The 21,405-nt window shown below is 58.8% G+C and carries 24 protein-coding genes; 23 read left to right on the top strand and 1 reads right to left on the bottom strand.

The window, feature by feature from the left end; all coding sequences use genetic code 11:
* Positions 1–3: 3 nt before the first annotated feature.
* The 5 genes from tgt to ACA070_RS25020 all read left to right on the top strand — a co-directional run bounded on the left by tgt (position 4) and on the right by ACA070_RS25020 (position 5,026).
* The gene (gene tgt / locus ACA070_RS25040; protein WP_162130724.1) at positions 4–1,119 is read left to right on the top strand and encodes a tRNA guanosine(34) transglycosylase Tgt; all 1,116 of its coding nucleotides are present in this window, start codon (positions 4–6) and stop codon (positions 1,117–1,119) included.
* A 43-nt stretch (positions 1,120–1,162) separates the two neighbouring features.
* Complete coding sequence (gene yajC, locus ACA070_RS25035) at positions 1,163–1,501, top strand: preprotein translocase subunit YajC (protein WP_131059389.1); 339 nt, start codon at positions 1,163–1,165, stop codon at positions 1,499–1,501.
* Between the two features lie 63 nt (positions 1,502–1,564).
* Complete coding sequence (gene secD, locus ACA070_RS25030) at positions 1,565–3,433, top strand: protein translocase subunit SecD (RefSeq protein WP_497448745.1); 1,869 nt, start codon at positions 1,565–1,567, stop codon at positions 3,431–3,433.
* Between the two features lie 9 nt (positions 3,434–3,442).
* The gene (gene secF, locus ACA070_RS25025; RefSeq protein ID WP_497448744.1) at positions 3,443–4,357 is read left to right on the top strand and encodes a protein translocase subunit SecF; all 915 of its coding nucleotides are present in this window, start codon (positions 3,443–3,445) and stop codon (positions 4,355–4,357) included.
* Between the two features lie 120 nt (positions 4,358–4,477).
* Positions 4,478–5,026, top strand: coding sequence for a glycine zipper 2TM domain-containing protein (locus tag ACA070_RS25020; RefSeq protein WP_010457893.1), 549 nt, complete (start codon positions 4,478–4,480; stop codon positions 5,024–5,026).
* A gap of 244 nt (positions 5,027–5,270) precedes the next feature.
* Here ACA070_RS25020 and suhB read toward each other — a convergent pair whose 3' ends face one another.
* Positions 5,271–6,089: a type III secretion system regulator SuhB gene (gene suhB / locus ACA070_RS25015; protein WP_137218382.1), complete on the bottom strand. Its 819-nt coding sequence runs from the start codon at positions 6,087–6,089 to the stop codon at positions 5,271–5,273.
* A 146-nt stretch (positions 6,090–6,235) separates the two neighbouring features.
* On the opposite strand from suhB, the gene trmJ reads away from it, so the two are divergent.
* The 18 genes from trmJ to bamB all read left to right on the top strand — a co-directional run bounded on the left by trmJ (position 6,236) and on the right by bamB (position 21,357).
* Positions 6,236–7,006 (top strand): tRNA (cytosine(32)/uridine(32)-2'-O)-methyltransferase TrmJ, encoded by a 771-nt coding sequence (gene trmJ, locus ACA070_RS25010; protein WP_010457884.1) that lies wholly within the window; start codon positions 6,236–6,238, stop codon positions 7,004–7,006.
* 2 nt (positions 7,007–7,008) lie between these two features.
* On the top strand, positions 7,009–7,785 hold the full coding sequence (gene cysE / locus ACA070_RS25005; RefSeq protein WP_497448743.1) for a serine O-acetyltransferase: 777 nt from the start codon (positions 7,009–7,011) through the stop codon (positions 7,783–7,785).
* 239 nt (positions 7,786–8,024) lie between these two features.
* Complete coding sequence (gene iscR, locus ACA070_RS25000; protein WP_008042436.1) at positions 8,025–8,516, top strand: Fe-S cluster assembly transcriptional regulator IscR; 492 nt, start codon at positions 8,025–8,027, stop codon at positions 8,514–8,516.
* A 50-nt stretch (positions 8,517–8,566) separates the two neighbouring features.
* Positions 8,567–9,781, top strand: a complete 1,215-nt coding sequence (locus tag ACA070_RS24995; protein WP_497448742.1) for an IscS subfamily cysteine desulfurase — start codon at positions 8,567–8,569, stop codon at positions 9,779–9,781.
* Between the two features lie 84 nt (positions 9,782–9,865).
* Positions 9,866–10,252 carry a Fe-S cluster assembly scaffold IscU gene (gene iscU / locus ACA070_RS24990; protein ID WP_003443374.1) on the top strand — a complete coding sequence of 129 codons (387 nt, stop codon included), beginning with the start codon at positions 9,866–9,868 and terminating at the stop codon, positions 10,250–10,252.
* Positions 10,253–10,280: 28 nt separating this feature from the next.
* Positions 10,281–10,604 carry an iron-sulfur cluster assembly protein IscA gene (gene iscA / locus ACA070_RS24985; RefSeq protein WP_028620147.1) on the top strand — a complete coding sequence of 108 codons (324 nt, stop codon included), beginning with the start codon at positions 10,281–10,283 and terminating at the stop codon, positions 10,602–10,604.
* Between the two features lie 8 nt (positions 10,605–10,612).
* A complete protein-coding gene (hscB, locus tag ACA070_RS24980; protein WP_497448741.1) occupies positions 10,613–11,134 on the top strand; it encodes a co-chaperone HscB in 522 nt (173 codons plus the stop codon).
* A 51-nt stretch (positions 11,135–11,185) separates the two neighbouring features.
* Positions 11,186–13,048 carry a Fe-S protein assembly chaperone HscA gene (gene hscA, locus ACA070_RS24975; protein ID WP_497448740.1) on the top strand — a complete coding sequence of 621 codons (1,863 nt, stop codon included), beginning with the start codon at positions 11,186–11,188 and terminating at the stop codon, positions 13,046–13,048.
* 2 nt (positions 13,049–13,050) lie between these two features.
* On the top strand, positions 13,051–13,392 hold the full coding sequence (gene fdx / locus ACA070_RS24970; RefSeq protein ID WP_131059381.1) for an ISC system 2Fe-2S type ferredoxin: 342 nt from the start codon (positions 13,051–13,053) through the stop codon (positions 13,390–13,392).
* A gap of 14 nt (positions 13,393–13,406) precedes the next feature.
* Positions 13,407–13,607: a Fe-S cluster assembly protein IscX gene (gene iscX / locus ACA070_RS24965; protein ID WP_282375258.1), complete on the top strand. Its 201-nt coding sequence runs from the start codon at positions 13,407–13,409 to the stop codon at positions 13,605–13,607.
* Positions 13,608–13,699: 92 nt separating this feature from the next.
* On the top strand, positions 13,700–14,125 hold the full coding sequence (gene ndk, locus ACA070_RS24960; protein WP_007916882.1) for a nucleoside-diphosphate kinase: 426 nt from the start codon (positions 13,700–13,702) through the stop codon (positions 14,123–14,125).
* Positions 14,126–14,153: 28 nt separating this feature from the next.
* Entirely contained in the window at positions 14,154–15,296 is a 1,143-nt protein-coding gene (rlmN, locus tag ACA070_RS24955) for a dual-specificity RNA methyltransferase RlmN (protein WP_054045377.1), read from the top strand.
* Between the two features lie 17 nt (positions 15,297–15,313).
* Positions 15,314–16,072, top strand: coding sequence for a type IV pilus biogenesis/stability protein PilW (gene pilW, locus ACA070_RS24950; RefSeq protein ID WP_403100083.1), 759 nt, complete (start codon positions 15,314–15,316; stop codon positions 16,070–16,072).
* Positions 16,072–17,103: a RodZ domain-containing protein gene (locus ACA070_RS24945; RefSeq protein WP_497448739.1), complete on the top strand. Its 1,032-nt coding sequence runs from the start codon at positions 16,072–16,074 to the stop codon at positions 17,101–17,103. Before pilW ends, ACA070_RS24945 begins: the two co-directional genes overlap by 1 nt.
* A 3-nt stretch (positions 17,104–17,106) precedes the next feature.
* The gene (gene ispG, locus ACA070_RS24940; protein ID WP_030129849.1) at positions 17,107–18,216 is read left to right on the top strand and encodes a flavodoxin-dependent (E)-4-hydroxy-3-methylbut-2-enyl-diphosphate synthase; all 1,110 of its coding nucleotides are present in this window, start codon (positions 17,107–17,109) and stop codon (positions 18,214–18,216) included.
* A gap of 23 nt (positions 18,217–18,239) precedes the next feature.
* Positions 18,240–19,529 (top strand): histidine--tRNA ligase, encoded by a 1,290-nt coding sequence (gene hisS / locus ACA070_RS24935; RefSeq protein WP_497448738.1) that lies wholly within the window; start codon positions 18,240–18,242, stop codon positions 19,527–19,529.
* 42 nt (positions 19,530–19,571) lie between these two features.
* On the top strand, positions 19,572–20,213 hold the full coding sequence (locus ACA070_RS24930) for a tetratricopeptide repeat protein (protein WP_497448737.1): 642 nt from the start codon (positions 19,572–19,574) through the stop codon (positions 20,211–20,213).
* Positions 20,206–21,357: an outer membrane protein assembly factor BamB gene (gene bamB / locus ACA070_RS24925; RefSeq protein WP_497448736.1), complete on the top strand. Its 1,152-nt coding sequence runs from the start codon at positions 20,206–20,208 to the stop codon at positions 21,355–21,357. Before ACA070_RS24930 ends, bamB begins: the two co-directional genes overlap by 8 nt.
* Positions 21,358–21,405 lie beyond the last annotated feature (48 nt).

The raw sequence follows: 21,405 nt of genomic DNA, 5'->3' as shown, positions 1-21,405 counted from the left end.
CGTATGTCGTTTGAGTTGCTTGCTACTGACGGCAAGGCTCGTCGCGGTCGTTTGACCTTCCCGCGCGGTACCGTCGAGACCCCGGCCTTCATGCCTGTGGGCACGTACGGCACCGTCAAGGGCATGCTGCCGCGGGATATCACCGCCACTGGCGCGGAAATCATTCTGGGCAACACCTTCCACTTGTGGCTGCGCCCTGGCACCGAAGTGATCAAGAAGCACGGCGACCTGCACGATTTCATGCAGTGGAAAGGCCCGATTCTGACCGACTCCGGCGGTTTTCAGGTGTTCAGCCTGGGCGCGATGCGCAAGATCAAGGAGGAGGGCGTGACCTTCGCCTCTCCGGTCGATGGCGCCAAAGTCTTCATGGGTCCGGAAGAGTCGATGCAGGTCCAGCGTGACCTGGGCTCCGACATCGTGATGATTTTCGACGAATGCACGCCGTACCCGGCTGATGAAGACGTCGCGCGGATTTCCATGGAGCTGTCGTTGCGTTGGGCCAAGCGTTCGAAAGAAGCCCATGGCGACAACACGGCGGCGCTGTTCGGTATCGTGCAGGGCGGCATGCACCAGGATTTGCGCATGCGTTCGTTGGAAGGCCTCGACAAGATCGGCTTCGATGGCCTGGCCATTGGCGGCCTGTCGGTGGGCGAGCCCAAGCACGAGATGATCAAGGTGCTGGATTACCTGCCGGGCCAGATGCCGGCTGACAAACCTCGTTACCTTATGGGCGTTGGCAAACCGGAAGATCTGGTTGAGGGTGTGCGCCGCGGTGTGGACATGTTCGATTGCGTGATGCCAACCCGTAATGCCCGCAATGGGCATCTGTTCATTGATACTGGCGTGCTGAAGATCCGAAACGCGTTCCATCGCCATGATGATTCGCCGCTCGATCCGACCTGCGATTGCTATACCTGCCAGAACTTCTCCCGCGCTTATCTGCATCACCTGGACAAGTGCGGCGAAATGCTGGGGAGCATGCTCAATACCATCCATAACTTGCGTCATTATCAAGTGCTTATGGCTGGTTTGCGCGAGGCTATTCAACAGGGTACATTGGCCGCCTTTGTCGATGCCTTCTACGCCAAACGCGGGCTTCCCGTTCCGCCTTTGGACTGAGTTTTCTGACCCCAAGATTCAACATTTGCAACTGGAGTGCTAAATGAGCTTTTTTATCTCTAATGCCATGGCTGACGCTGCTGCACCGGCTGCTGCCGGCCCAATGGGTGGCGGTTTTGAGTGGATTTTCCTGGTCGGTTTCCTGGTCATCTTCTACCTGATGATCTGGCGTCCACAGGCCAAGCGCGCCAAAGAGCAGAAAACCCTGCTGGGCAGCCTGCAAAAAGGTGACGAAGTTGTGACCACCGGTGGTATCGCCGGCAAGATCACTAAAGTGGCTGACGATTTCGTGGTGCTGGAAGTCTCCGACACCGTCGAAATGAAATTCCAGAAAGGCGCCATTGCCGCCACGCTGCCAAAAGGCACGCTGAAAGCGATCTAAGTTTCAACTTCTACTCAATCGACGGGGCGCGCAAGGCGCCCCGCGTCATAAGCGGGCGGCGTGATGCTGAACAAATACCCTCTGTGGAAATACATTCTGATCCTGGCGGTGCTGGCGGTCGGTCTGATTTATTCCGCTCCCAATTTATATCCTGATGACCCGGCCATTCAGGTCAGCGGTGCAAGCACTGCACTGCAAGTCAATCAGGCTGATCTGGATCGTGTGAGCGTTGCGCTCAAGGAATCCGGGATCAACGTCAAGGCGGCCACTCTGGCTGCGAATGGCAAGGGCGGTCTGATTCGTCTGACCAAGGCTGAAGACCAGCTGCCGGCCAAAGACGTCGTGCGCAAGGCATTGGGTGATGACTACGTCGTCGCGCTGAACCTGGCACAAACCACCCCGCAATGGCTGCGCAACCTAGCCGCGCACCCGATGAAGCTGGGTCTGGACTTGTCCGGTGGTGTGCACTTCCTGCTCGAAGTGGACATGGACAAAGCCCTCGACGCACGCTTGAAAGTGTACGAAGGCGATGTAAAAAGCCTGTTGCGTAAAGAGAAACTGCGCTATCGCAGCCTGCCGCAACTCGACGGCGCCATTCAGCTGGGTTTCAGTGATGAAGATTCCCGCGAACAGGCCCGCGCACTGATCCGCAAGAACTTCAACGATTTCGACATTGTTCCGGCCGACCTCAATGGTCAGGCGGTGCTGCGTCTGGCGATGACCCCAGCCAAGCTGGCGGAAATCCGCGAATACTCCATCAAGCAGAACTTGACCACGGTACGTAACCGCGTCAACGAACTGGGTGTTGCCGAACCGATCGTTCAGCGTCAGGGCGCCAACCGCATCGTGGTTGAGCTGCCGGGCGTGCAGGACACCGCAGAAGCCAAGCGTATCCTCGGCAAGACGGCCAACCTTGAGTTCCGTCTGGCCGCTGAGCCTGGCGCTTCGAAAGCCACTTCCGAAAGCTTCGAGTTCCGTGAAGGCAACCGTCCGCCGGCACAGATCGAGCGTGGCCTGATCATCACCGGTGACCAGGTAACTGACGCCAAGGCTGGTTTCGGCGAGCACGGCACGCCAGAAGTGAACATCCGTCTGGATGGTCACGGTGGCGAGCTGATGAGTCGTGCGACGCGCAGCAACGTCGGTCGCAGCATGGCGGTGATCTTCATCGAGCAGCGTCCTGTCACCACGTACACCAAGCAAATGGTGAACGGTGTCGAGAAAGACGTAGCGGTTCAAACGTTTAAAGAAGAGAAGAAGATCATCAGTCTGGCGACCATCCAGTCGCCGCTGGGTGCTCAATTCCGCATCACTGGCCTGAACGGTCAGGGCGAGTCGTCCGAACTGGCGCTGCTGTTGCGTGCCGGTGGTCTGGCTGCACCGATGTACTTCGCTGAAGAGCGCACCATTGGCCCGAGCCTGGGTGCCGACAACATCATCAAAGGTGTCGATGCATCGCTGTGGGGCATGCTGTTTGTCTCGCTGTTCATCATCGCCATCTACCGCTTCTTCGGCATCATCGCCACTGTCGCTCTGGCAGTGAACATGGTGTTGCTGCTGGCCTTGATGTCGCTGCTGGGTGCAACGCTGACCCTGCCGGGTATCGCCGGTATCGTATTGACCATGGGTATGGCGGTCGACGCCAACGTTCTGATCTTCTCGCGGATTCGTGAAGAGATCGCGGCGGGCATGACTGTACAACGGGCAATCAACGAAGGCTTCGGCCGGGCATTTACTGCGATTCTCGACGCCAACCTGACCACGTTGCTGGTCGGCGGGATTCTCTTTGCGATGGGCACCGGCCCGGTCAAAGGTTTCGCAGTGACCATGTCCCTCGGGATCTTTACCTCGATGTTCACGGCCATCATGGTGACCCGCGCGATGGTCAACCTGATCTTCGGCGGTCGTGACTTCAAGAAGTTGTGGATTTAAGGGGCTGCCATGTTACGTACAATCAACTTCATGGGCGTTCGCAACGTTGCGTTCGGCGTCACATTGTTCCTTACTGCGCTGGCATTGTTCAGTGTCGCCACCAAGGGCATGAACTGGGGCCTGGACTTCACCGGCGGTACGCTCATCGAGCTGACCTACGAGCGTCCGGCCGATGTCACCAAGGTGCGTGAGCAACTGTCCACTTCGGGTTATCACGAGGCAATCGTGCAGAGCTTCGGTGCAACTACCGATTTGCTGGTGCGTATGCCAGGTGAAGATCCACAGCTGGGTCATCAAGTGGCAGAAGCGCTGCTGAAGGTCGGCGGCGACAACCCGGCGACGGTCAAGCGCGTCGAGTTCGTCGGCCCGCAGGTGGGTGAAGAGCTGCGCGACCAGGGCGGCCTCGGCATGCTGATGGCGCTGGGCGGTATCCTGATCTACCTGGCTTTCCGCTTTCAGTGGAAGTTCGCGGTCGGTGCCATTGTTTCGCTGATCCACGACGTGATCGTGACCATCGGTATCCTGTCGTTCTTCCAGATCACCTTCGACCTGACGGTGCTGGCGGCGGTACTGGCGATCATTGGTTACTCGCTCAACGACACCATTGTGGTATTCGACCGGGTTCGTGAGAACTTCCGTGTGCTGCGCAAGGCCAGTCTGATCGAGAACATCAACATCTCGACCACGCAAACCCTGCTGCGGACCATGGCGACGTCGATCTCCACCTTGCTGGCGATCGCGGCCCTGTTGTTCTTCGGTGGCGACAACCTGTTCGGCTTCTCCATCGCGCTGTTTATCGGTGTGTTGGCGGGTACCTACTCGTCGATCTACATCGCGAACGTGGTGCTGATCTGGCTGAACCTGAGCACCGAGGATCTGATTCCTACAGTGGCTACCGATAAGGAAGTCGACGACCGCCCATAGCGGCCATCGCTTCTCCAGCTGTCAGCCGAAAAAGGCGCGAGTTGAACTCGCGCCTTTTTTTATGCTCCAAGGCTGGGAGAAGCGCGGACATGTTCCGCGGGTGATGGTCAGGAGGTTCATGTGAACAAGTCGTTGCTGGTTGGTGCGGTATTGGGTGCTGTCGGTGTAACTGCCGGGGGTGCTGTTGCCACCTACAGCCTGGTTAAAAGCGGCCCTGAGTATGCGCAAGTGCTAGCCGTTGAACCGGTCAAGACACAAATCAAGACGCCACGTGAAGTGTGCAAGGATGTAGCGGTGACCCGGCAGGCGCCGGTGAAAGATCAACACCAGATCGCCGGTACGGTGGTGGGTGCGTTGGCAGGCGGTCTGCTGGGTAACCAGATCGGCGGCGGCACCGGCAAGAAAATTGCCACGGTTGCAGGCGCGGTTGGCGGCGGATATGCCGGCAACAAGGTTCAGGAGGGCATGCAGGAGCGTGACACCTACACCACGACGCAAACTCGCTGTAACACGGTGAATGACATCAGCGACAAGGTCGTAGGGTACGACGTTCGTTATTCGCTGGATGGCAAGGAAGGCAAGGTGCGGATGGATCGTGATCCGGGCAACCAGATTCCGGTCGACAAGGAAGGCAAGCTGGTTCTGTCGCAGAACGAGCAGGCTCATTAAGTCGCTCTGATTTAAAAAGAAGCACCCTGTGGGGTGCTTTTTTTGTGCCCGCGATTTAAGCGACACAGCAAAACCCTGTAGGAGTGAGCCTGCTCGCGATAGCAATCTATCATTCGAAATAGGTTGTGACTGATACATCGCAATCGCGAGCAGGCTCACTCCTACATTGGGTCTGTGGTGTGGCAGGGGTAAATCCCAGGCATAAAAAAAGCACCCCGAAGGGTGCTTTTTTGTGGCCGGTCGCTTAGCGTTTCAGCGAGGCTGGCAGGTGCGGCTGGATGGCCGTCAATACTGCTTTGAAGCACTTGGTGTTACCGGCAACGATGTGGCCTTTCTCAAGGAAGTCGTGACCGCCGGTGAAGTCGCTCACCAAGCCGCCGGCTTCCTGGATCAGCAGGGCGCCTGCAGCCATGTCCCACTCGGACAGGCCCGATTCCCAGAAAGCGTCGAAACGGCCGGCAGCCACGTAGGCCAGGTCCAGGCTCGCCGAACCTGCGCGGCGGATGCCGGCGGTCTGGCCCACCAGGGCGCGGAACATGCCCAGGTAGTTATCGAGGTTGTCCATCTGGTCGTCACGGAACGGGAAGCCGGTACCCAGCAGGGCGCCGTCCAGGCTGGTGCGGCCGCTGACGCGCAGGCGACGACCGTTCAGTTGAGCGCCGCGACCACGGCTGGCGGTGAATTCTTCCTGGCGAACCGGGTCCAGAACAACAGCGTGTTCCAGGCGACCGCGGTATTTGCAGGCGATGCTGACAGCGAAGTGAGGGATGCCGCGCAGGAAGTTGGTGGTGCCGTCCAGCGGATCGATGATCCACAGGTATTCTTCGCCTTCGATCCCGGTGCCGGCGTGCATGCCGGTTTCTTCACCCCTGATCGAGTGATTCGGGTAGGCCTTGCGCAGCGCGTCGATGATTTTCTGTTCGGCAGCGCGATCAACCTCGGATACATAATCCTTGGCGTCTTTTTCGTCGACCTTGATGGTATCCAGGCGCTCGATGGAGCGGAAGATCAATTCACTGGCGCTGCGGGCGGCGCGCAGCGCGATATTCAGCATGGGCTGCATGGATGTGTCACCTAAGGTTGTTAAAGAAAGCCGGGCATTCTATCAGAACTTTTCTACAGGTGAAGGTTGGTGTTCGCTTTCGTAGCTTAACGGTAGGTTGAGCTGTAAGATTCTGCTCCCCATTAACGTGTTCGAGAGCGCCTCCCTTGCTGCATAACATTCGTGTCGTCCTGGTCAATACCAGCCATCCCGGCAACATCGGCGGGGCTGCGCGTGCCATGAAGAACATGGGCCTGTCGCGGCTGGTGCTGGTCGAACCGCGGCTGTTCCCGCACCACGAGGCCGATGCTCGTGCCTCCGGCGCCGGGGACATCCTTGAAAACGCGCAAGTCGTCGCCACCTTGGAAGATGCCTTGGTCGGCTGCAATCTGGTGCTCGGCACCAGTGCCCGTGACCGGCGCATTCCCTGGCCATTGCTCGATCCTCGCGAGTGCGGTGTGAAAGTGGTCGAGGAAGCTGCGTCGGGTGCCGAGATTGCCTTGGTCTTTGGTCGTGAAGATTCCGGCCTGACCAATGAAGAGCTGCAGCGATGTCATTATCACGTGCACATCCCATCAGACCCTGAGTTCAGTTCGCTGAACCTTGGGGCAGCGGTGCAGGTGTTGAGCTATGAAGTGCGGATGTCCTGGCTCGCGGCCCAAGGCCAGCCGAGCAAGGTCGAGAAGGATGAAGTGGCGTCCACCAAAAGTGGTGAGCTGGCGACCATGGATGAGCTGGAGCGATTCTATGAACACCTGGAACAAACCCTGGTGGCCATCGAATTCCTCGATCCGGAAAAGCCACGGCACTTGATGGCGCGCCTGCGCCGGTTGTACGGTCGCAGCTCGGTCAGCCGGGCGGAAATGAATATATTGCGTGGCATCCTCACGGAAACCCAGAAAGCGGCCCGTGGCGAGCTTCTAAAGCGGAAGGATTAAAAATGTTCGAGCGTTTGCGTGAAGATATCCAGAGTGTTTTCCATCGTGACCCGGCTGCGCGCAACGCCTTTGAAGTCCTGACCTGCTACCCGGGCATGCACGCCATCTGGATCCATCGTCTGTCGTCGGCCCTGTGGGGCATGGGCTGGAAATGGCTGGCGCGGGTGGTGTCGAACTTCGGTCGCTGGTTGACCGGGATCGAAATCCATCCGGGCGCCAAGGTCGGTCGGCGCTTCTTTATTGACCATGGCATGGGCATCGTCATCGGTGAGACCGCCGAGATCGGCAACGATGTCACCCTTTATCAGGGTGTGACCCTTGGCGGCACCAGCTGGAACAAGGGCAAGCGCCATCCGACGCTGGAAGATGGCGTGGTGGTGGGGGCGGGCGCTAAGGTGCTCGGTCCTTTCACGGTGGGCGCTGGTGCCAAGGTCGGTTCCAATGCTGTCGTCACCAAGGCTGTGCCTGCTGGGGCGACAGTGGTGGGGATTCCGGGGCGGATCATCGTCAAATCCGATGACGAGCAGGACGCCAAGCGCAAGGCCATGGCCGAGAAGATCGGCTTCGATGCCTACGGTGTTGGCGAAGACATGCCTGACCCGGTAGCGCGTGCGATTGGCCAATTGCTGGATCACTTGCAGGCGGTCGATGGTCGTCTGGAGGGGATGTGCGGGGCGTTGAAGGATCTGGGCAGTAATTACTGTGCGAAAGATCTGCCCGAGCTGCGTGAAGAAGACTTTGCCTGTGTGAAGGACAAGGATCAGAGTCAGGCCAGCTAGACCGAGTCGGTCCCTTCGCGGGCAAGCCTCGCTCCTACAGGATCAGCGCAACCCCTGTAGGAGCGAGGCTTGCTCGCGAAGAACGATAACGCGGTACTGCTGGCTGTTCACGCTCAGCCTTTGCTATGATGCGGCCGCTATTTTGCGGGTAATCCTGACTAAAGTACTAGGTCTTATAGTTGACTTAAACACTCGGGAATTGCATACTCGCCCCATTCCGAACTCCGTGGTAATTGTCCATGCGACTGACTACAAAAGGCCGATACGCCGTAACCGCCATGCTCGACCTGGCGTTGCACGCGCAGCACGGGCCGGTGTCCCTGGCCGATATCTCCGAGCGCCAAGGCATCTCCCTGTCCTACCTCGAACAGCTTTTCGCCAAATTGCGCCGCAGCAATCTGGTCTCCAGCGTTCGTGGCCCGGGCGGTGGCTACCAGCTGTCCCGCGACATGCAGGGCATCCAGGTCGCCCAGGTGATCGATGCGGTAAACGAATCGGTCGATGCCACCAAGTGCCAGGGCCAGGGTGATTGCCATCAAGGCGACACTTGCCTGACTCACCACTTGTGGTGCGATCTGAGCCTGCAGATTCACGAATTTCTGAGCGGTATCAGCTTGGCTGATCTTGTCACTCGCCGTGAGGTACAAGAAGTAGCCCAGCGTCAGGACCAGCGTCGTTGCAACAGCAAGACGCCACGCCTGGACAAGATTGAAGCGTCCGCCGTCGAATGACAGCCAAAGAGCTAGCGGCACGCCAGCCAGCCTGATTTAGGAGATAGTCCATGAAATTGCCGATTTACCTTGATTACTCTGCGACCACCCCGGTTGATCCGCGTGTTGCGCAAAAGATGAGTGAATGCCTGCTGGTCGACGGAAACTTCGGTAACCCGGCGTCCCGTTCCCACGTGTTTGGCTGGAAAGCTGAAGAGTCCGTCGAAAACGCTCGTCGTCAGGTCGCTGACCTGGTCAGCGCTGACCCGCGTGAAATCGTCTGGACCTCCGGTGCCACCGAGTCCGACAACCTGGCAATCAAGGGTGCGGCGCATTTCTACGGCACAAAAGGCAAACACCTGATCACCACCAAGATTGAGCACAAGGCTGTCCTCGACACCATGCGCCAACTGGAGCGTGAAGGTTTCGAAGTGACCTACCTCGAGCCTCAGACCGATGGCCTGGTTACACCAGCGATGATCGAAGCCGCCCTGCGCGACGACACCATCCTGGTCTCGGTCATGCACGTGAACAACGAAATCGGCACCATCAACGACATCGAAGCCATCGGCGAACTGACCCGCTCCAAGGGCATTCTGTTCCACGTTGACGCTGCTCAGTCCACCGGCAAGGTCGAGATCGACCTGTCGAAGCTGAAAGTCGACCTGATGTCGTTCTCCGCCCACAAAACCTACGGCCCTAAAGGCATCGGCGCACTGTACGTCAGCCGCAAGCCGCGTGTTCGCATCGAAGCGACCATGCACGGCGGCGGTCACGAACGTGGCATGCGTTCCGGCACCCTGGCGACCCACCAGATCGTCGGCATGGGCGAAGCGTTCCGCGTAGCCAAGGAAGACATGGCGGCCGAGAACATCCGCATCAAAGCCCTGAGCGACCGTTTCTTCAAACAGGTCGAAGACCTGGAAGAGCTGTACATCAACGGCAGCATGACCGCCCGCGTACCGCACAACCTGAACCTGAGCTTCAACTACGTTGAAGGCGAGTCGCTGATCATGGCGCTCAAGGATCTGGCGGTTTCGTCCGGTTCGGCCTGCACCTCGGCGTCGCTTGAGCCTTCGTACGTTCTGCGCGCCCTGGGCCGCAACGACGAACTGGCACACAGCTCGATCCGCTTCACCTTCGGCCGTTTCACCACCGAAGAAGAAATCGACTACGCCGCGCAGAAAGTCTGCGAGGCCGTTACCAAGCTGCGCACCTTGTCGCCGCTGTGGGACATGTACAAAGACGGTGTCGACATTTCGAAAATCGAGTGGGCGGCACACTGATTTCAAGTCGCCGCAAACCGGCCCTGCAGGATTTCGGTTCGCAGGGCTCAAGAGCGACTCTCTGATGAGTGAGGATTAAGAACCATGGCTTACAGCGAAAAGGTCATCGACCACTACGAAAACCCGCGTAACGTCGGCAAGATGGACGCGGAAGACCCTGATGTCGGCACCGGCATGGTCGGCGCTCCGGCGTGCGGCGACGTGATGCGCCTGCAGATCAAGGTCAACGAGCAAGGCATCATCGAAGACGCCAAGTTCAAGACCTACGGTTGCGGTTCGGCGATCGCCTCCAGCTCCCTGGCGACCGAGTGGATGAAAGGCAAGACTCTGGATGAAGCAGAGACCATCAAAAACACTCAACTGGCCGAAGAACTGGCCCTGCCGCCAGTAAAAATTCACTGCTCCGTGCTCGCTGAAGACGCTATCAAAGCGGCCGTTCGCGACTACAAGCAGAAGAAAGGCTTGATCTAAGCATTAAGCGACGAGTAAGGAGTCAACGATGGCTATCAGCATGACAGAAGCGGCTGCTCGACACGTGCGACGCTCCCTTGACGGGCGCGGCAAAGGTGAGGGGATTCGTCTGGGTGTTCGCACCACGGGCTGTTCCGGCCTTGCCTACGTGCTGGAGTTTGTCGACGAGGTGGTTGCAGAGGATCAGGTGTTCGAAAGTCACGGCGAGAAAGTGATCATCGACCCGAAAAGCCTGTCCTACCTGGACGGCACCGAACTCGATTTCGTCAAGGAAGGGTTGAACGAAGGCTTCAAGTTCAACAACCCCAACGTACGCGGTGAATGTGGCTGCGGCGAAAGCTTCAACATCTGAGGCTGCTCGTGGGTACTCCTTGTCATTACGCTTTATTTGAACTGCAGCCGAGCTTCCGTCTGGATCTCGATCAGTTGGCCACGCGCTATCGTGAGTTGGCGCGAGGTGTTCATCCGGACCGCTTTGCAGACGCTTCCGAGCGTGAGCAACGGCTGGCGCTAGAGCAATCCGCGAGCCTCAACGAGGCCTACCAGACGCTCAAAAGTCCCCCAAAGCGCGCGCGATACCTGCTCGCTATGGGTGGCCGCGAGTTGCCGCTGGAGGTCACGGTGCATGATCCGGCGTTTCTTCTGCAGCAGATGGAGCTGCGTGAAGAGCTCGAAGACCTGCAAGACAGCGCCGACCTGGCGGGTGTTGCAGTGTTCAAGCGTCGCCTGAAGACGGCTCAGGATGAACTGAACGAAAGCTTCGCAGCCTGTTGGGATGATGCGGCGCAACGTGAACAGGCCGAACGCCTGATGCGGCGCATGCAGTTCCTCGACAAGCTCACCTACGAAGTGCGCCAGTTAGAAGAGCGCCTCGACGATTAACCCAGTGCCGCTCCGGTCGCACGCCTGATATACAGATAAGTCCTGATAACGATGGCCCTACTGCAGATCGCCGAACCCGGCCAAAGTCCTCAACCGCACCAGCGTCGTCTGGCTGTGGGGATCGACTTGGGCACTACCAATTCGCTGGTCGCTGCGTTGCGCAGTGGTCTTTCCGAGCCTCTGGCCGACGCTGACGGGCAGGTCATTCTGCCGTCCGCCGTGCGCTACCACGCCGATCGCGTCGAAGTCGGCGAGTCGGCCAAGCTGGCGGCCGCGACCGATCCTTTGAACACCGTGCTGTCAGTCAAGCGCTTAATGGGTCGTGGTCTGTCCGACGTCAAGCAATTGGGCGACCAACTGCCGTACCGCTTTGTCGGCGGCGAGTCGCACATGCCGTTCATCGACACCATTCAGGGTCCGAAAAGCCCGGTCGAAGTCTCTGCCGATATCCTCAAAGTGTTGCGTCAGCGCGCTGAAGAGGCATTGGGCGGCGAACTGGTAGGCGCGGTGATCACCGTTCCGGCCTATTTCGACGATGCTCAGCGTCAAGCCACCAAGGATGCGGCCCAGCTGGCCGGTCTGAATGTGCTGCGTTTGCTCAATGAACCGACCGCCGCTGCTGTGGCTTACGGTCTGGATCAACACGCCGAAGGCCTGGTCGCGATTTACGACCTGGGCGGCGGTACGTTCGATATTTCGATCCTGCGCCTGACCGGCGGTGTGTTCGAAGTGCTGGCCACCGGCGGCGACAGCGCCCTGGGTGGCGATGACTTCGACCATGCCATCGCTGGCTGGATCATCGAGAACGCCGGTTTGTCGGCTGACCTCGATCCGGGCGCTCAGCGCCATCTGCTGCAAACCGCTTGCGCCGCCAAAGAAGCCCTGACCAATGTCTCGTCCGTTGAAGTTGCTTATGGTGACTGGAAAGCCGAGCTGACTCGCGAAGCCTTTAATGCGCTGATCGAGCCAATGGTCGCCCGCAGCCTGAAAGCCTGCCGCCGTGCGGTGCGTGATTCCGGTATCGAGCTGGAAGAAGTGCACGCCGTGGTCATGGTCGGCGGCTCGACGCGCGTACCTCGCGTTCGTGAAGCCGTCGCTGAAGCTTTCGGTCGCCAGCCGCTGACGGAAATCGATCCGGATCAAGTGGTGGCCATTGGTGCTGCGATCCAGGCCGATACATTGGCTGGCAACAAGCGTGATGGCGGCGAATTGCTCTTGCTCGACGTTATTCCGTTGTCCCTGGGGCTGGAAACCATGGGCGGCCTGATGGAGAAGGTGATTCCGCGCAACACCACCATCCCTGTCGCCCGCGCCCAGGACTTCACCACTTACAAAGACGGCCAGTCGGCCATGGCGATCCATGTGTTGCAGGGCGAGCGTGAGCTGATCAGCGACTGCCGTTCCCTGGCGCGCTTCGAATTGCGTGGCATTCCGGCAATGGTCGCCGGTGCCGCGAAAATCCGCGTGACGTTCCAGGTCGATGCCGACGGTCTGCTCAGTGTTTCCGCCCGCGAACTGGGTTCGGGTGTCGAGGCCAGCATTCAGGTCAAGCCGTCCTACGGTCTGACCGACGGCGAAATCGCCAAGATGCTCAAGGACTCGTTCCAGCACGCCAACGACGACAAAGTCGCCCGTGTACTGCGTGAGCAGCAGGTCGATGCCCAGCGCCTGATCGAAGCGGTCCAGGCCGCCCTTGATGTCGACGGTGAGCGCTTGCTCGACGCCGAAGAACGCATGGTGATCGAGCTGCAGATGCAGGAACTGACCGAACTGATGAAAGGTACTGATGGTTACGCCATCGAGCAGCAGACCAAGCGTCTGTCGCAAGTGACCGACGCTTTTGCTGCCCGCCGCCTGGATTCGACGGTGAAAGCCGCGCTGGCGGGGCGCAACCTGAATGAGATTGAGGAATAACGATGCCGCAGGTCATTTTTCTGCCACACGAAAAGTTTTGCCCGGACGGCATGGTCGTGGAGGCTGAGACCGGTACGTCCATCCTCGAACTGGCGCATGAGCACCACATCGAGATGGAAAGTGCCTGTGGCGGCGTCTGCGCCTGCACCACCTGCCATTGCCTGATCCGTGAGGGCTTTGACTCGCTGGAGGAGGCTGATGAGCTGGAAGAAGACTATCTTGATAAGGCTTGGGGGCTGGAAGCCCAGTCACGCCTGGCCTGTCAGGCAAAAGTCGGGACTGAAGACCTGACCGTCGAAATTCCGAAATACTCGCTCAACCATGCGGCCGAAGCGCCGCACTGATTCAAGGAAGCGTCATGAGTCTGAAATGGGTTGATGTACTGGAAATCGCGATCCAGCTGGCTGAATCCAAGCCGGATACGGACCCGCGCTACGTGAACTTCGTCGATCTGCACAAATGGGTGTTGGCATTGCCGGAGTTCAGTGATGATCCGACCCGCGGTGGCGAGAAGGTGCTTGAAGCCATTCAGGCCGCCTGGATCGAAGAAGCAGACTGAGTCTGCGCCGTACGCAGTTAGGCAATACCAAAGAACCCGCGTATAATTCGCGGGTTTAATTTTTCGCAAATTACCGTTTCTGGAGTTACACCATGGCTGTTCAACGTACTTTCTCCATCATCAAGCCTGACGCTGTTGCAAAAAACGTCATCGGCGAGATCACCACTCGTTTCGAAAAAGCAGGCCTGCGCGTTGTAGCTTCGAAACTGAAGCAACTGTCCAAAGCTGAAGCTGAAGGCTTCTACGCTGAACACAGCGCTCGTGGTTTCTTCGGCGACCTGGTTGCTTTCATGATCTCCGGTCCGGTTGTCGTTCAGGTTCTGGAAGGCGAAAACGCTATCGCTCTGAACCGTGAGCTGATGGGCGCTACCAACCCTAAAGAAGCTGCTGCCGGCACCATCCGTGCTGACTTCGCTGATTCCATCGACGCCAACGCTGTACACGGTTCGGACTCCGAAGCCGCTGCTGCTCGCGAAATCTCGTACTTCTTCGCAGCTACTGAAGTAACCACTCGCTAAGCATTGGCTTATGAGTGAAGGTGAATCCATGACTACATCGACTGTTAAAACTAACCTGCTGGGTCTGACTCAGCTGGAAATGGAAAAATTCTTCGACTCAATCGGGGAGAAGCGTTTCCGTGCCGGTCAGGTAATGAAATGGATTCACCACCTTGGCGTCGATGATTTCGACGCCATGACGAACGTCAGCAAGGCCTTGCGCGACAAGCTCAAGGTCATTGCCGAAGTTCGCGGTCCTGAAGTGGTCAGCGAGGACATCTCCACCGACGGCACCCGTAAATGGGTGGTGCGCGTGGCGTCCGGCAGCTGCGTCGAGACCGTATACATTCCCCAGGGCAAACGCGGCACTCTGTGCGTTTCGTCCCAGGCAGGCTGTGCCCTGGATTGCAGTTTCTGCTCCACCGGCAAGCAAGGTTTCAACAGCAACCTCACCGCCGCCGAAGTCATCGGCCAGGTGTGGATTGCCAATAAATCGTTCGGCAGCATCCCGGCGACCGCCGACCGTGCCATCACTAACGTGGTGATGATGGGCATGGGTGAGCCGCTGCTCAACTTCGACAACGTCGTGGCCGCCATGCATCTGATGATGGATGACTTGGGCTACGGGATCTCCAAGCGCCGCGTGACCCTGTCCACTTCGGGCGTGGTGCCGATGATCGATGAGCTGTCCAAGCACATCGACGTCTCCCTGGCGTTGTCCCTGCACGCACCAAACGACGCATTGCGTAACCAATTGGTGCCGATCAACAAGAAATATCCGCTTAAGATGCTGCTCGAGTCGTGCCAGCGCTACATGTCGTCCCTGGGCGAAAAGCGCGTGCTGACCATCGAGTACACCTTGCTCAAGGACATCAACGACAAGGTTGAACATGCCGTCGAGATGATCGAGTTGCTCAAGAACATCCCGTGCAAGATCAACCTGATTCCGTTCAACCCGTTCCCGCATTCCGGTTACGAGCGCCCGAGCAACAACGCGATTCGCCGTTTCCAGGATCAGCTTCACCATGCAGGCTTCAATGTCACCGTACGCACCACCCGCGGTGAAGACATCGATGCCGCGTGTGGCCAATTGGTAGGGCAGGTGCTGGATCGCACCCGTCGCAGCGAACGTTATATCGCCGTGCGCGAATTGAGCGCCGAGAACGATATGGCGCAAAACGCCGCGAAATAAATCAAGAGAGGATCTCTATGTCCCTGCGCTTCGCGCTGCTTTTGCTATTGGCCAGCCTGTGTGCTGGTTGCGTCCTGTCGGGCGATTTCAACCCGATGAAGACCAGCAAAGGGCGCGATGAAGCGCGTACGGCCTACGTGCAATTGGGCTTGGGATACTTGCAGCAAGGCATGACCGAGCGGGCCAAAGTGCCGTTGAAGAAAGCCCTGGATCTGGATGACTCGGATCCGGATGCCAATGCGGCGCTCGGACTGGTGTTTCAGGCCGAGATGGAACCTGAACTGGCCGACCAGCACTTTCGCAAGGCGCTGTCTTCCCGTCCCAACGATGCACGAATCCTGAATAACTACGGCAGCTTTCTCTTCGAAGAAAAACGCTACAAAGAGGCGTACGAGCGCTTTGAACAGGCCGCCGCCGATACCCTGTATCCTGAGCGTTCGCGGGTGTTCGAGAACCTGGGCATGACCGCTTCGAAGCTGGGCCAGCGTGATCTGGCGCAGCAGCAACTGGAAAAAGCCCTGCGTTTGAACCGCCAACAACCGCGAGCATTGCTGGAAATGGCTGAGTTGTCGTTCGAAGACAGGCATTATGTGCCCGCGCGTGACTATTACGACCGTTTTAGCCTGCTCACCGAGCAAAATGCACGTAGTCTATTGCTCGGCGTTCGGCTGGCAAAAGTGTTTGAAGATCGCGACAAGGCCGCCAGTTTTGGCCTGCAACTAAAACGACTCTATCCCGGTACGCCGGAATATCAGCAATACCTGTCGGAGCAATGATGAAAGCGGCGCATCCCGAAGTTGTAGCAGCGAATCGCGTTAATCCCGGTGAAACTTTGCGCCAGGCCCGCGAAAGCAATGGCTGGTCGCTGGCCGAAGTGGCCCTCAAGCTCAACCTCACCGTTAATTCCTTGAGCAATCTGGAAGCCGGCGCGTTCGACAAGCTGCCGGGGCACACCTTTGCTCGCGGTTATATTCGCGCGTACGCCAAGTTGCTGGGCATGGACCAGACCGTGCTGGTCCAGCAGTTCGACCAATCCACCGGCACCGACTCCCAGGGCAGCAGCGTCCACAGCCTGGGTCGTATCGAAGAACCGGTTCGGGTTTCCCACACTATTTTGCGCATTGTCAGCCTGCTGTTGCTGATAGCCGTGATTGGCGGTGGTTTTATCTGGTGGCAGGATCAAACTTCCCTGCGTACCAAAGACTTGATCACTCCGAGTCCGGAGCACGTCGAAGTCGAAGGCGCCGATGGCACCACCCAGATCCATCCGCTGGACGAGCCGGAAGACCAGGCTGTCGCGGAAGGTCAGGCTGAAGGCACAACCGCGCTTGCGTTGCCGCAAGCCGAGACTTCGGCTGAGGCACCGGCTGAAGCTACCGCACCTGCGGCTCCGACTGCACCGGCACCTGTTTCGCCAGCCCCTGTTGCACCGACGCACAGCACCGCTCCGGTTGTCGCGACACCGGTCCCGCCAGCCCCGACGGCTCCTGTTGTGTCGACCCCGCCTGCCAGCGCATCGGTCACTCCAACCATCCCCGTTCCAGCGGCAACTGCTCCGGTGGCCGGCCAAGGCCAGGTCCAATTGCAGTTCACCGCCGATTGCTGGACGCAAGTAACCGATGGCACCGGCAAGGTGCTGTTGAGTGGCCTCAAGCGTAAAGGCGAAAATGTTTCCGTCAGCGGCAAACCGCCGTTTTCCGTACGTCTGGGCTTCGCCCGTGGCGCGCAGGTCAGCTACAACGGGCAGGCGGTCGATGTCGCTCCGTTCACCAGTGGCGAGACTGCTCGCCTGAAGTTGGGTCAATAAGTCATGCACGGCGAATCTCCAATCAAACGTCGCGAATCCCGCAAGATCTGGGTCGGTAACGTGCCTGTTGGCGGCGATGCGCCCATCGCTGTCCAGAGCATGACCAACAGCGACACCAATGACGTGGCCGCCACCGTGGCCCAGATCAATCGTCTGGAAGCGGCTGGCGTCGATATCGTGCGGATTTCCGTGCCGGACATGGACGCCGCCGAAGCCTTCGGCAAGATCAAGCAACTGGTCAAGGTGCCGTTGGTTGCCGATATCCACTTCGACTACAAGATCGCGCTGCGCGTAGCCGAACTGGGCGTTGACTGCCTGCGAATCAACCCGGGCAACATCGGTCGCGAAGACCGCGTGCGCGCGGTGGTCGATGCCGCCCGCGATCGCGGGATCCCGATCCGCATCGGCGTCAACGCCGGTTCCCTGGAAAAAGACCTGCAAAAGAAATACGGCGAGCCGACCCCGGCAGCGCTGGTCGAATCTGCCTTGCGTCACGTCGAGCACCTCGAACGCCTGAATTTCCAGGACTTCAAGGTCAGCGTGAAGGCCTCCGACGTGTTCATGGCCGTCGCCGCCTACCGCCTGCTGGCCAAGGAAATCGTTCAGCCGCTGCACTTGGGCATCACCGAAGCCGGTGGTTTGCGCTCAGGCACAGTGAAATCCGCCGTGGGCCTCGGTATGCTGCTCGCCGAAGGGATTGGCGATACTATTCGCATCTCGTTGGCGGCCGACCCGGTCGAGGAAGTGAAAGTCGGCTACGACATTCTCAAATCCCTGCACCTGCGTTCCCGTGGCATCAACTTCATCGCCTGCCCGAGCTGCTCGCGGCAGAACTTCGATGTGGTCAAGACCATGAACGAGCTGGAAGGGCGCCTCGAAGATCTGCTGGTGCCGCTGGATGTCGCGGTCATCGGTTGCGTGGTCAACGGCCCGGGTGAAGCCAAGGAAGCCCATATCGGCTTGACCGGCGGTACGCCAAACCTGATTTACATCGATGGCAAGCCGGCGCAGAAACTGACGAATGACAATCTGGTGGATGAGCTTGAACGCTTGATCCGCCAGAAAGCGGCCGAAAAGGTCGAAGCCGACGCGGCAGTAATCGCCCGCGGCTGATCGAACGAATTTAAGGATTTATAGTGAGCAAGTCTCTGCAAGCCATACGTGGCATGAACGACATCCTGCCCGAGCAGACTCCCCTGTGGCGTCATTTCGAGAGCACCGTCTCGCGTCTGCTGGATAACTACGGTTACAAGCAGATCCGCATGCCGATCGTCGAGTTCACCGAGCTGTTCAAACGCTCCATCGGTGAAGTGACTGACATCGTCGAAAAAGAGATGTACACCTTCGACGACCGCAACGGCGATTCCCTGACCCTGCGCCCTGAAGGCACAGCGGCTTGCGTGCGTGCGGTGCTCGAGCACGGCATCACCGGCGGTGGCCAGGTGCAGAAGCTTTGGTACATCGGCCCGATGTTCCGTCATGAACGTCCGCAGAAAGGCCGTTATCGCCAGTTCCACCAGATCGGTGTCGAGGTGTTCAACCTCGACGGTCCGGACATCGACGCCGAGCTGATCGTGCTGACTTGGCGCCTGTGGGGCGAGCTGGGCATCCGTGATGCGGTCAAGCTCGAACTCAACAGCCTGGGCACCAGCGAATCCCGTGGTCGTTATCGCGAAGCGCTGGTCGAGTTCCTGTCCGCTCACCTGGACAAGCTCGACGAAGATAGCCAGCGTCGTCTGAAGACCAATCCGCTGCGGGTTCTGGACACCAAGAACGCCGACACTCAAGCAGTTCTGGTCGACGCGCCGAAAATGGCCGACTACCTCGACGACGAATCCCGCGTGCACTTCGAGGGCCTCAAGGCTCGCCTGGACGCTGCCGGCATTCCTTATGTGATCAACCCGAAGCTGGTTCGCGGGCTGGATTACTACAGCAAGACAGTTTTCGAATGGGTCACCGACAAGTTGGGCGCCCAGGGCACCGTGTGTGCCGGCGGTCGTTACGACGGTCTGGTGGAGCAGATGGGCGGTAAGCCGACAACGGGCGTTGGTTTCGCCATGGGCATCGAGCGTCTGGTGCTGCTTCTGGAAACTCTGGAGCAGATCCCGGAAGAGATTTCCCGTCAGGTCGACGTCTATCTCTGCGCATTCGGCGAGGCTGCCGAACTGGCGGCCCTGACGTTGAGTGAGAAGGTTCGTGATCAATTGCCCAACCTGCGCCTGCAAGTCAATGCCGGCGCCGGCAGCTTCAAAAGCCAGTTCAAGAAGGCCGACAAGAGTGGTGCGCTGTATGCGCTGATCCTCGGTGACGATGAAATGGCCCAGCAAGTGGTAGGTTTCAAACCCCTGCGTGGCCAGGGCGAACAACAAAGCATTGCCTGGGATGCGCTTGCAGCACACCTGGCCACCTGCGTCGTGCAGGGTTGAAGCTGTCATAAACAGCCGATTTAGCGATTAAGGAGTATTGGGGTGTCGAGTACCGAAGACGAAAACCTGGCGGATTTGAAGGACTGGTGGACACGCAACGGCAAGCCCCTGGTCACTGGCGGCCTGTTGGCGCTGGTCATCGTGTTCGGCTGGCAGGCCTTTCAGAAGTATCAGAGCAATCAGTCGCAAGGCGCCTCGATTCTCTATCAGCAATTGCTCGAAACCACGCTGACGCCTGACGGCAAGCCCGATGCCGCTCGTGTTTCGGACTTGGCCGGCAAGCTCAACAGCGAGTTCGGCGGTAGCGCTTATGCGCAGTACGGCAGCCTGTTCGTGGCGAAAGTGGCGGTCGACAGCGGCAAGCTGGACGACGCAGCCAGCGAGCTGAAAGCTATTACCGACAAACCGGCCAACCCGGCGCTGGGCGAAATTGCCCGTCAGCGTCTGGCGCAGGTGCTGGCCGCGCAGAACAAGGTTGATGAAGCCTTGAAGCTGCTCGAAGGTGATGCCGACAAGGCATTTCTGGCCACTCGCGAAGAACTCAAGGGCGACCTGCTGGTGCAGTTGGGTCGTACTGACGAAGCAAACGCGGCGTATCAAAAAGCCAAAGCGGCACTGTCGGATGAAGCGGCGGTCGGTGGCCTACAAATCAAGCTGGACGACCTGGCCAAAGGGGATGCGTGACGTGATCCGTTGGAAACATGCAGCATTGCTGGCTCTGGCCGTTTTGGCCGCGGGTTGCAGCAGTAACAGCAAAAAAGAATTGCCGCCGGCCGAGTTGACCGACTTCAAAGAAGAAGTGGTTCTGCACAAGCAGTGGAGTCGTTCGATCGGTGACGGTCAGGGCGAAACCTACAACATGCTGGTGCCGGCGATCGATGGCGATACCATCTATGCCGCCGACGTCACGGGTGAAGTCGTGGCGATGGATCGCAGCAACGGCGACGTCAAATGGAAAAAGGACCTTGATCTGCCTGTTTCCGGCGCCGTTGGCGTAGGTTACGGTTTGCTCACGATCGGCACCATCAAGGGCGAAATCGTTGCCCTGGACGCGATCAACGGTGAAGAGAAATGGCGCGCTCGCGTGTCCAGTGAAGTCCTCGCACCGCCGGCCAACAACGGTGACGTGGTTGTGGTTCAGACTCAGGATGACCGTCTGATCGGTCTGGATGCCGCCACCGGCAACCAGCGCTGGTTGTATGACAGCACGCCTGCGGTCCTGACTCTGCGCGGCACCAGTGCACCGATCGTCACCAACCGCCTCGCGGTGGCTGGCTTGTCGACCGGTAAAGTGGTCGCTCTCGATATTTCCAACGGCGTGCCGGTATGGGAACAACGTGTTGCGATTCCACAAGGCCGTTCAGAACTGGAACGTGTGGTCGATATCGACGGTGGCTTGCTGCTGTCCGGCGGTACTCTGTATGTCGCCAGCTATCAGGGTCGCGTTGCGGCACTGGACCTGGAAAGCGGTCGTCAGCTCTGGCAGCGTGATGCTTCCAGCTATGCCGGCGTCGCTCAGGGTTTCGGCAGTGTTTACGTGAGCCTGTCTTCGGGCACCGTTGAAGGCGTCGACGAACGTTCCACCACAGCTTTGTGGAGCAACGATTCGCTGGCCCGTCGTCAACTGTCGGCTCCGGAAGTGTTCTCCAGCTATGTTGCAGTCGGTGATATGGAAGGCTACCTGCACCTGCTGAGTCAGGTGGACGGTCGTTTCGTCGGCCGCGAGCGCATCGACAGCGACGGCCTGCGTGCCCGTCCGCTGGTGGTGGGTGACACGATTTATGTGTATGGCAACAGTGGCAAACTGGAAGCCCTGACCATCAAGTAAAGATTTGACTATGCTTGGGGTTTAACCCCCAAGCGGCTTCACCGTTTG

Source organism: Pseudomonas sp. LBUM1678 (genome assembly GCF_059695575.1).
Note: the sequence above shows the minus strand (reverse complement) of the source record. Positions and strands in the feature narration are given on the sequence as shown.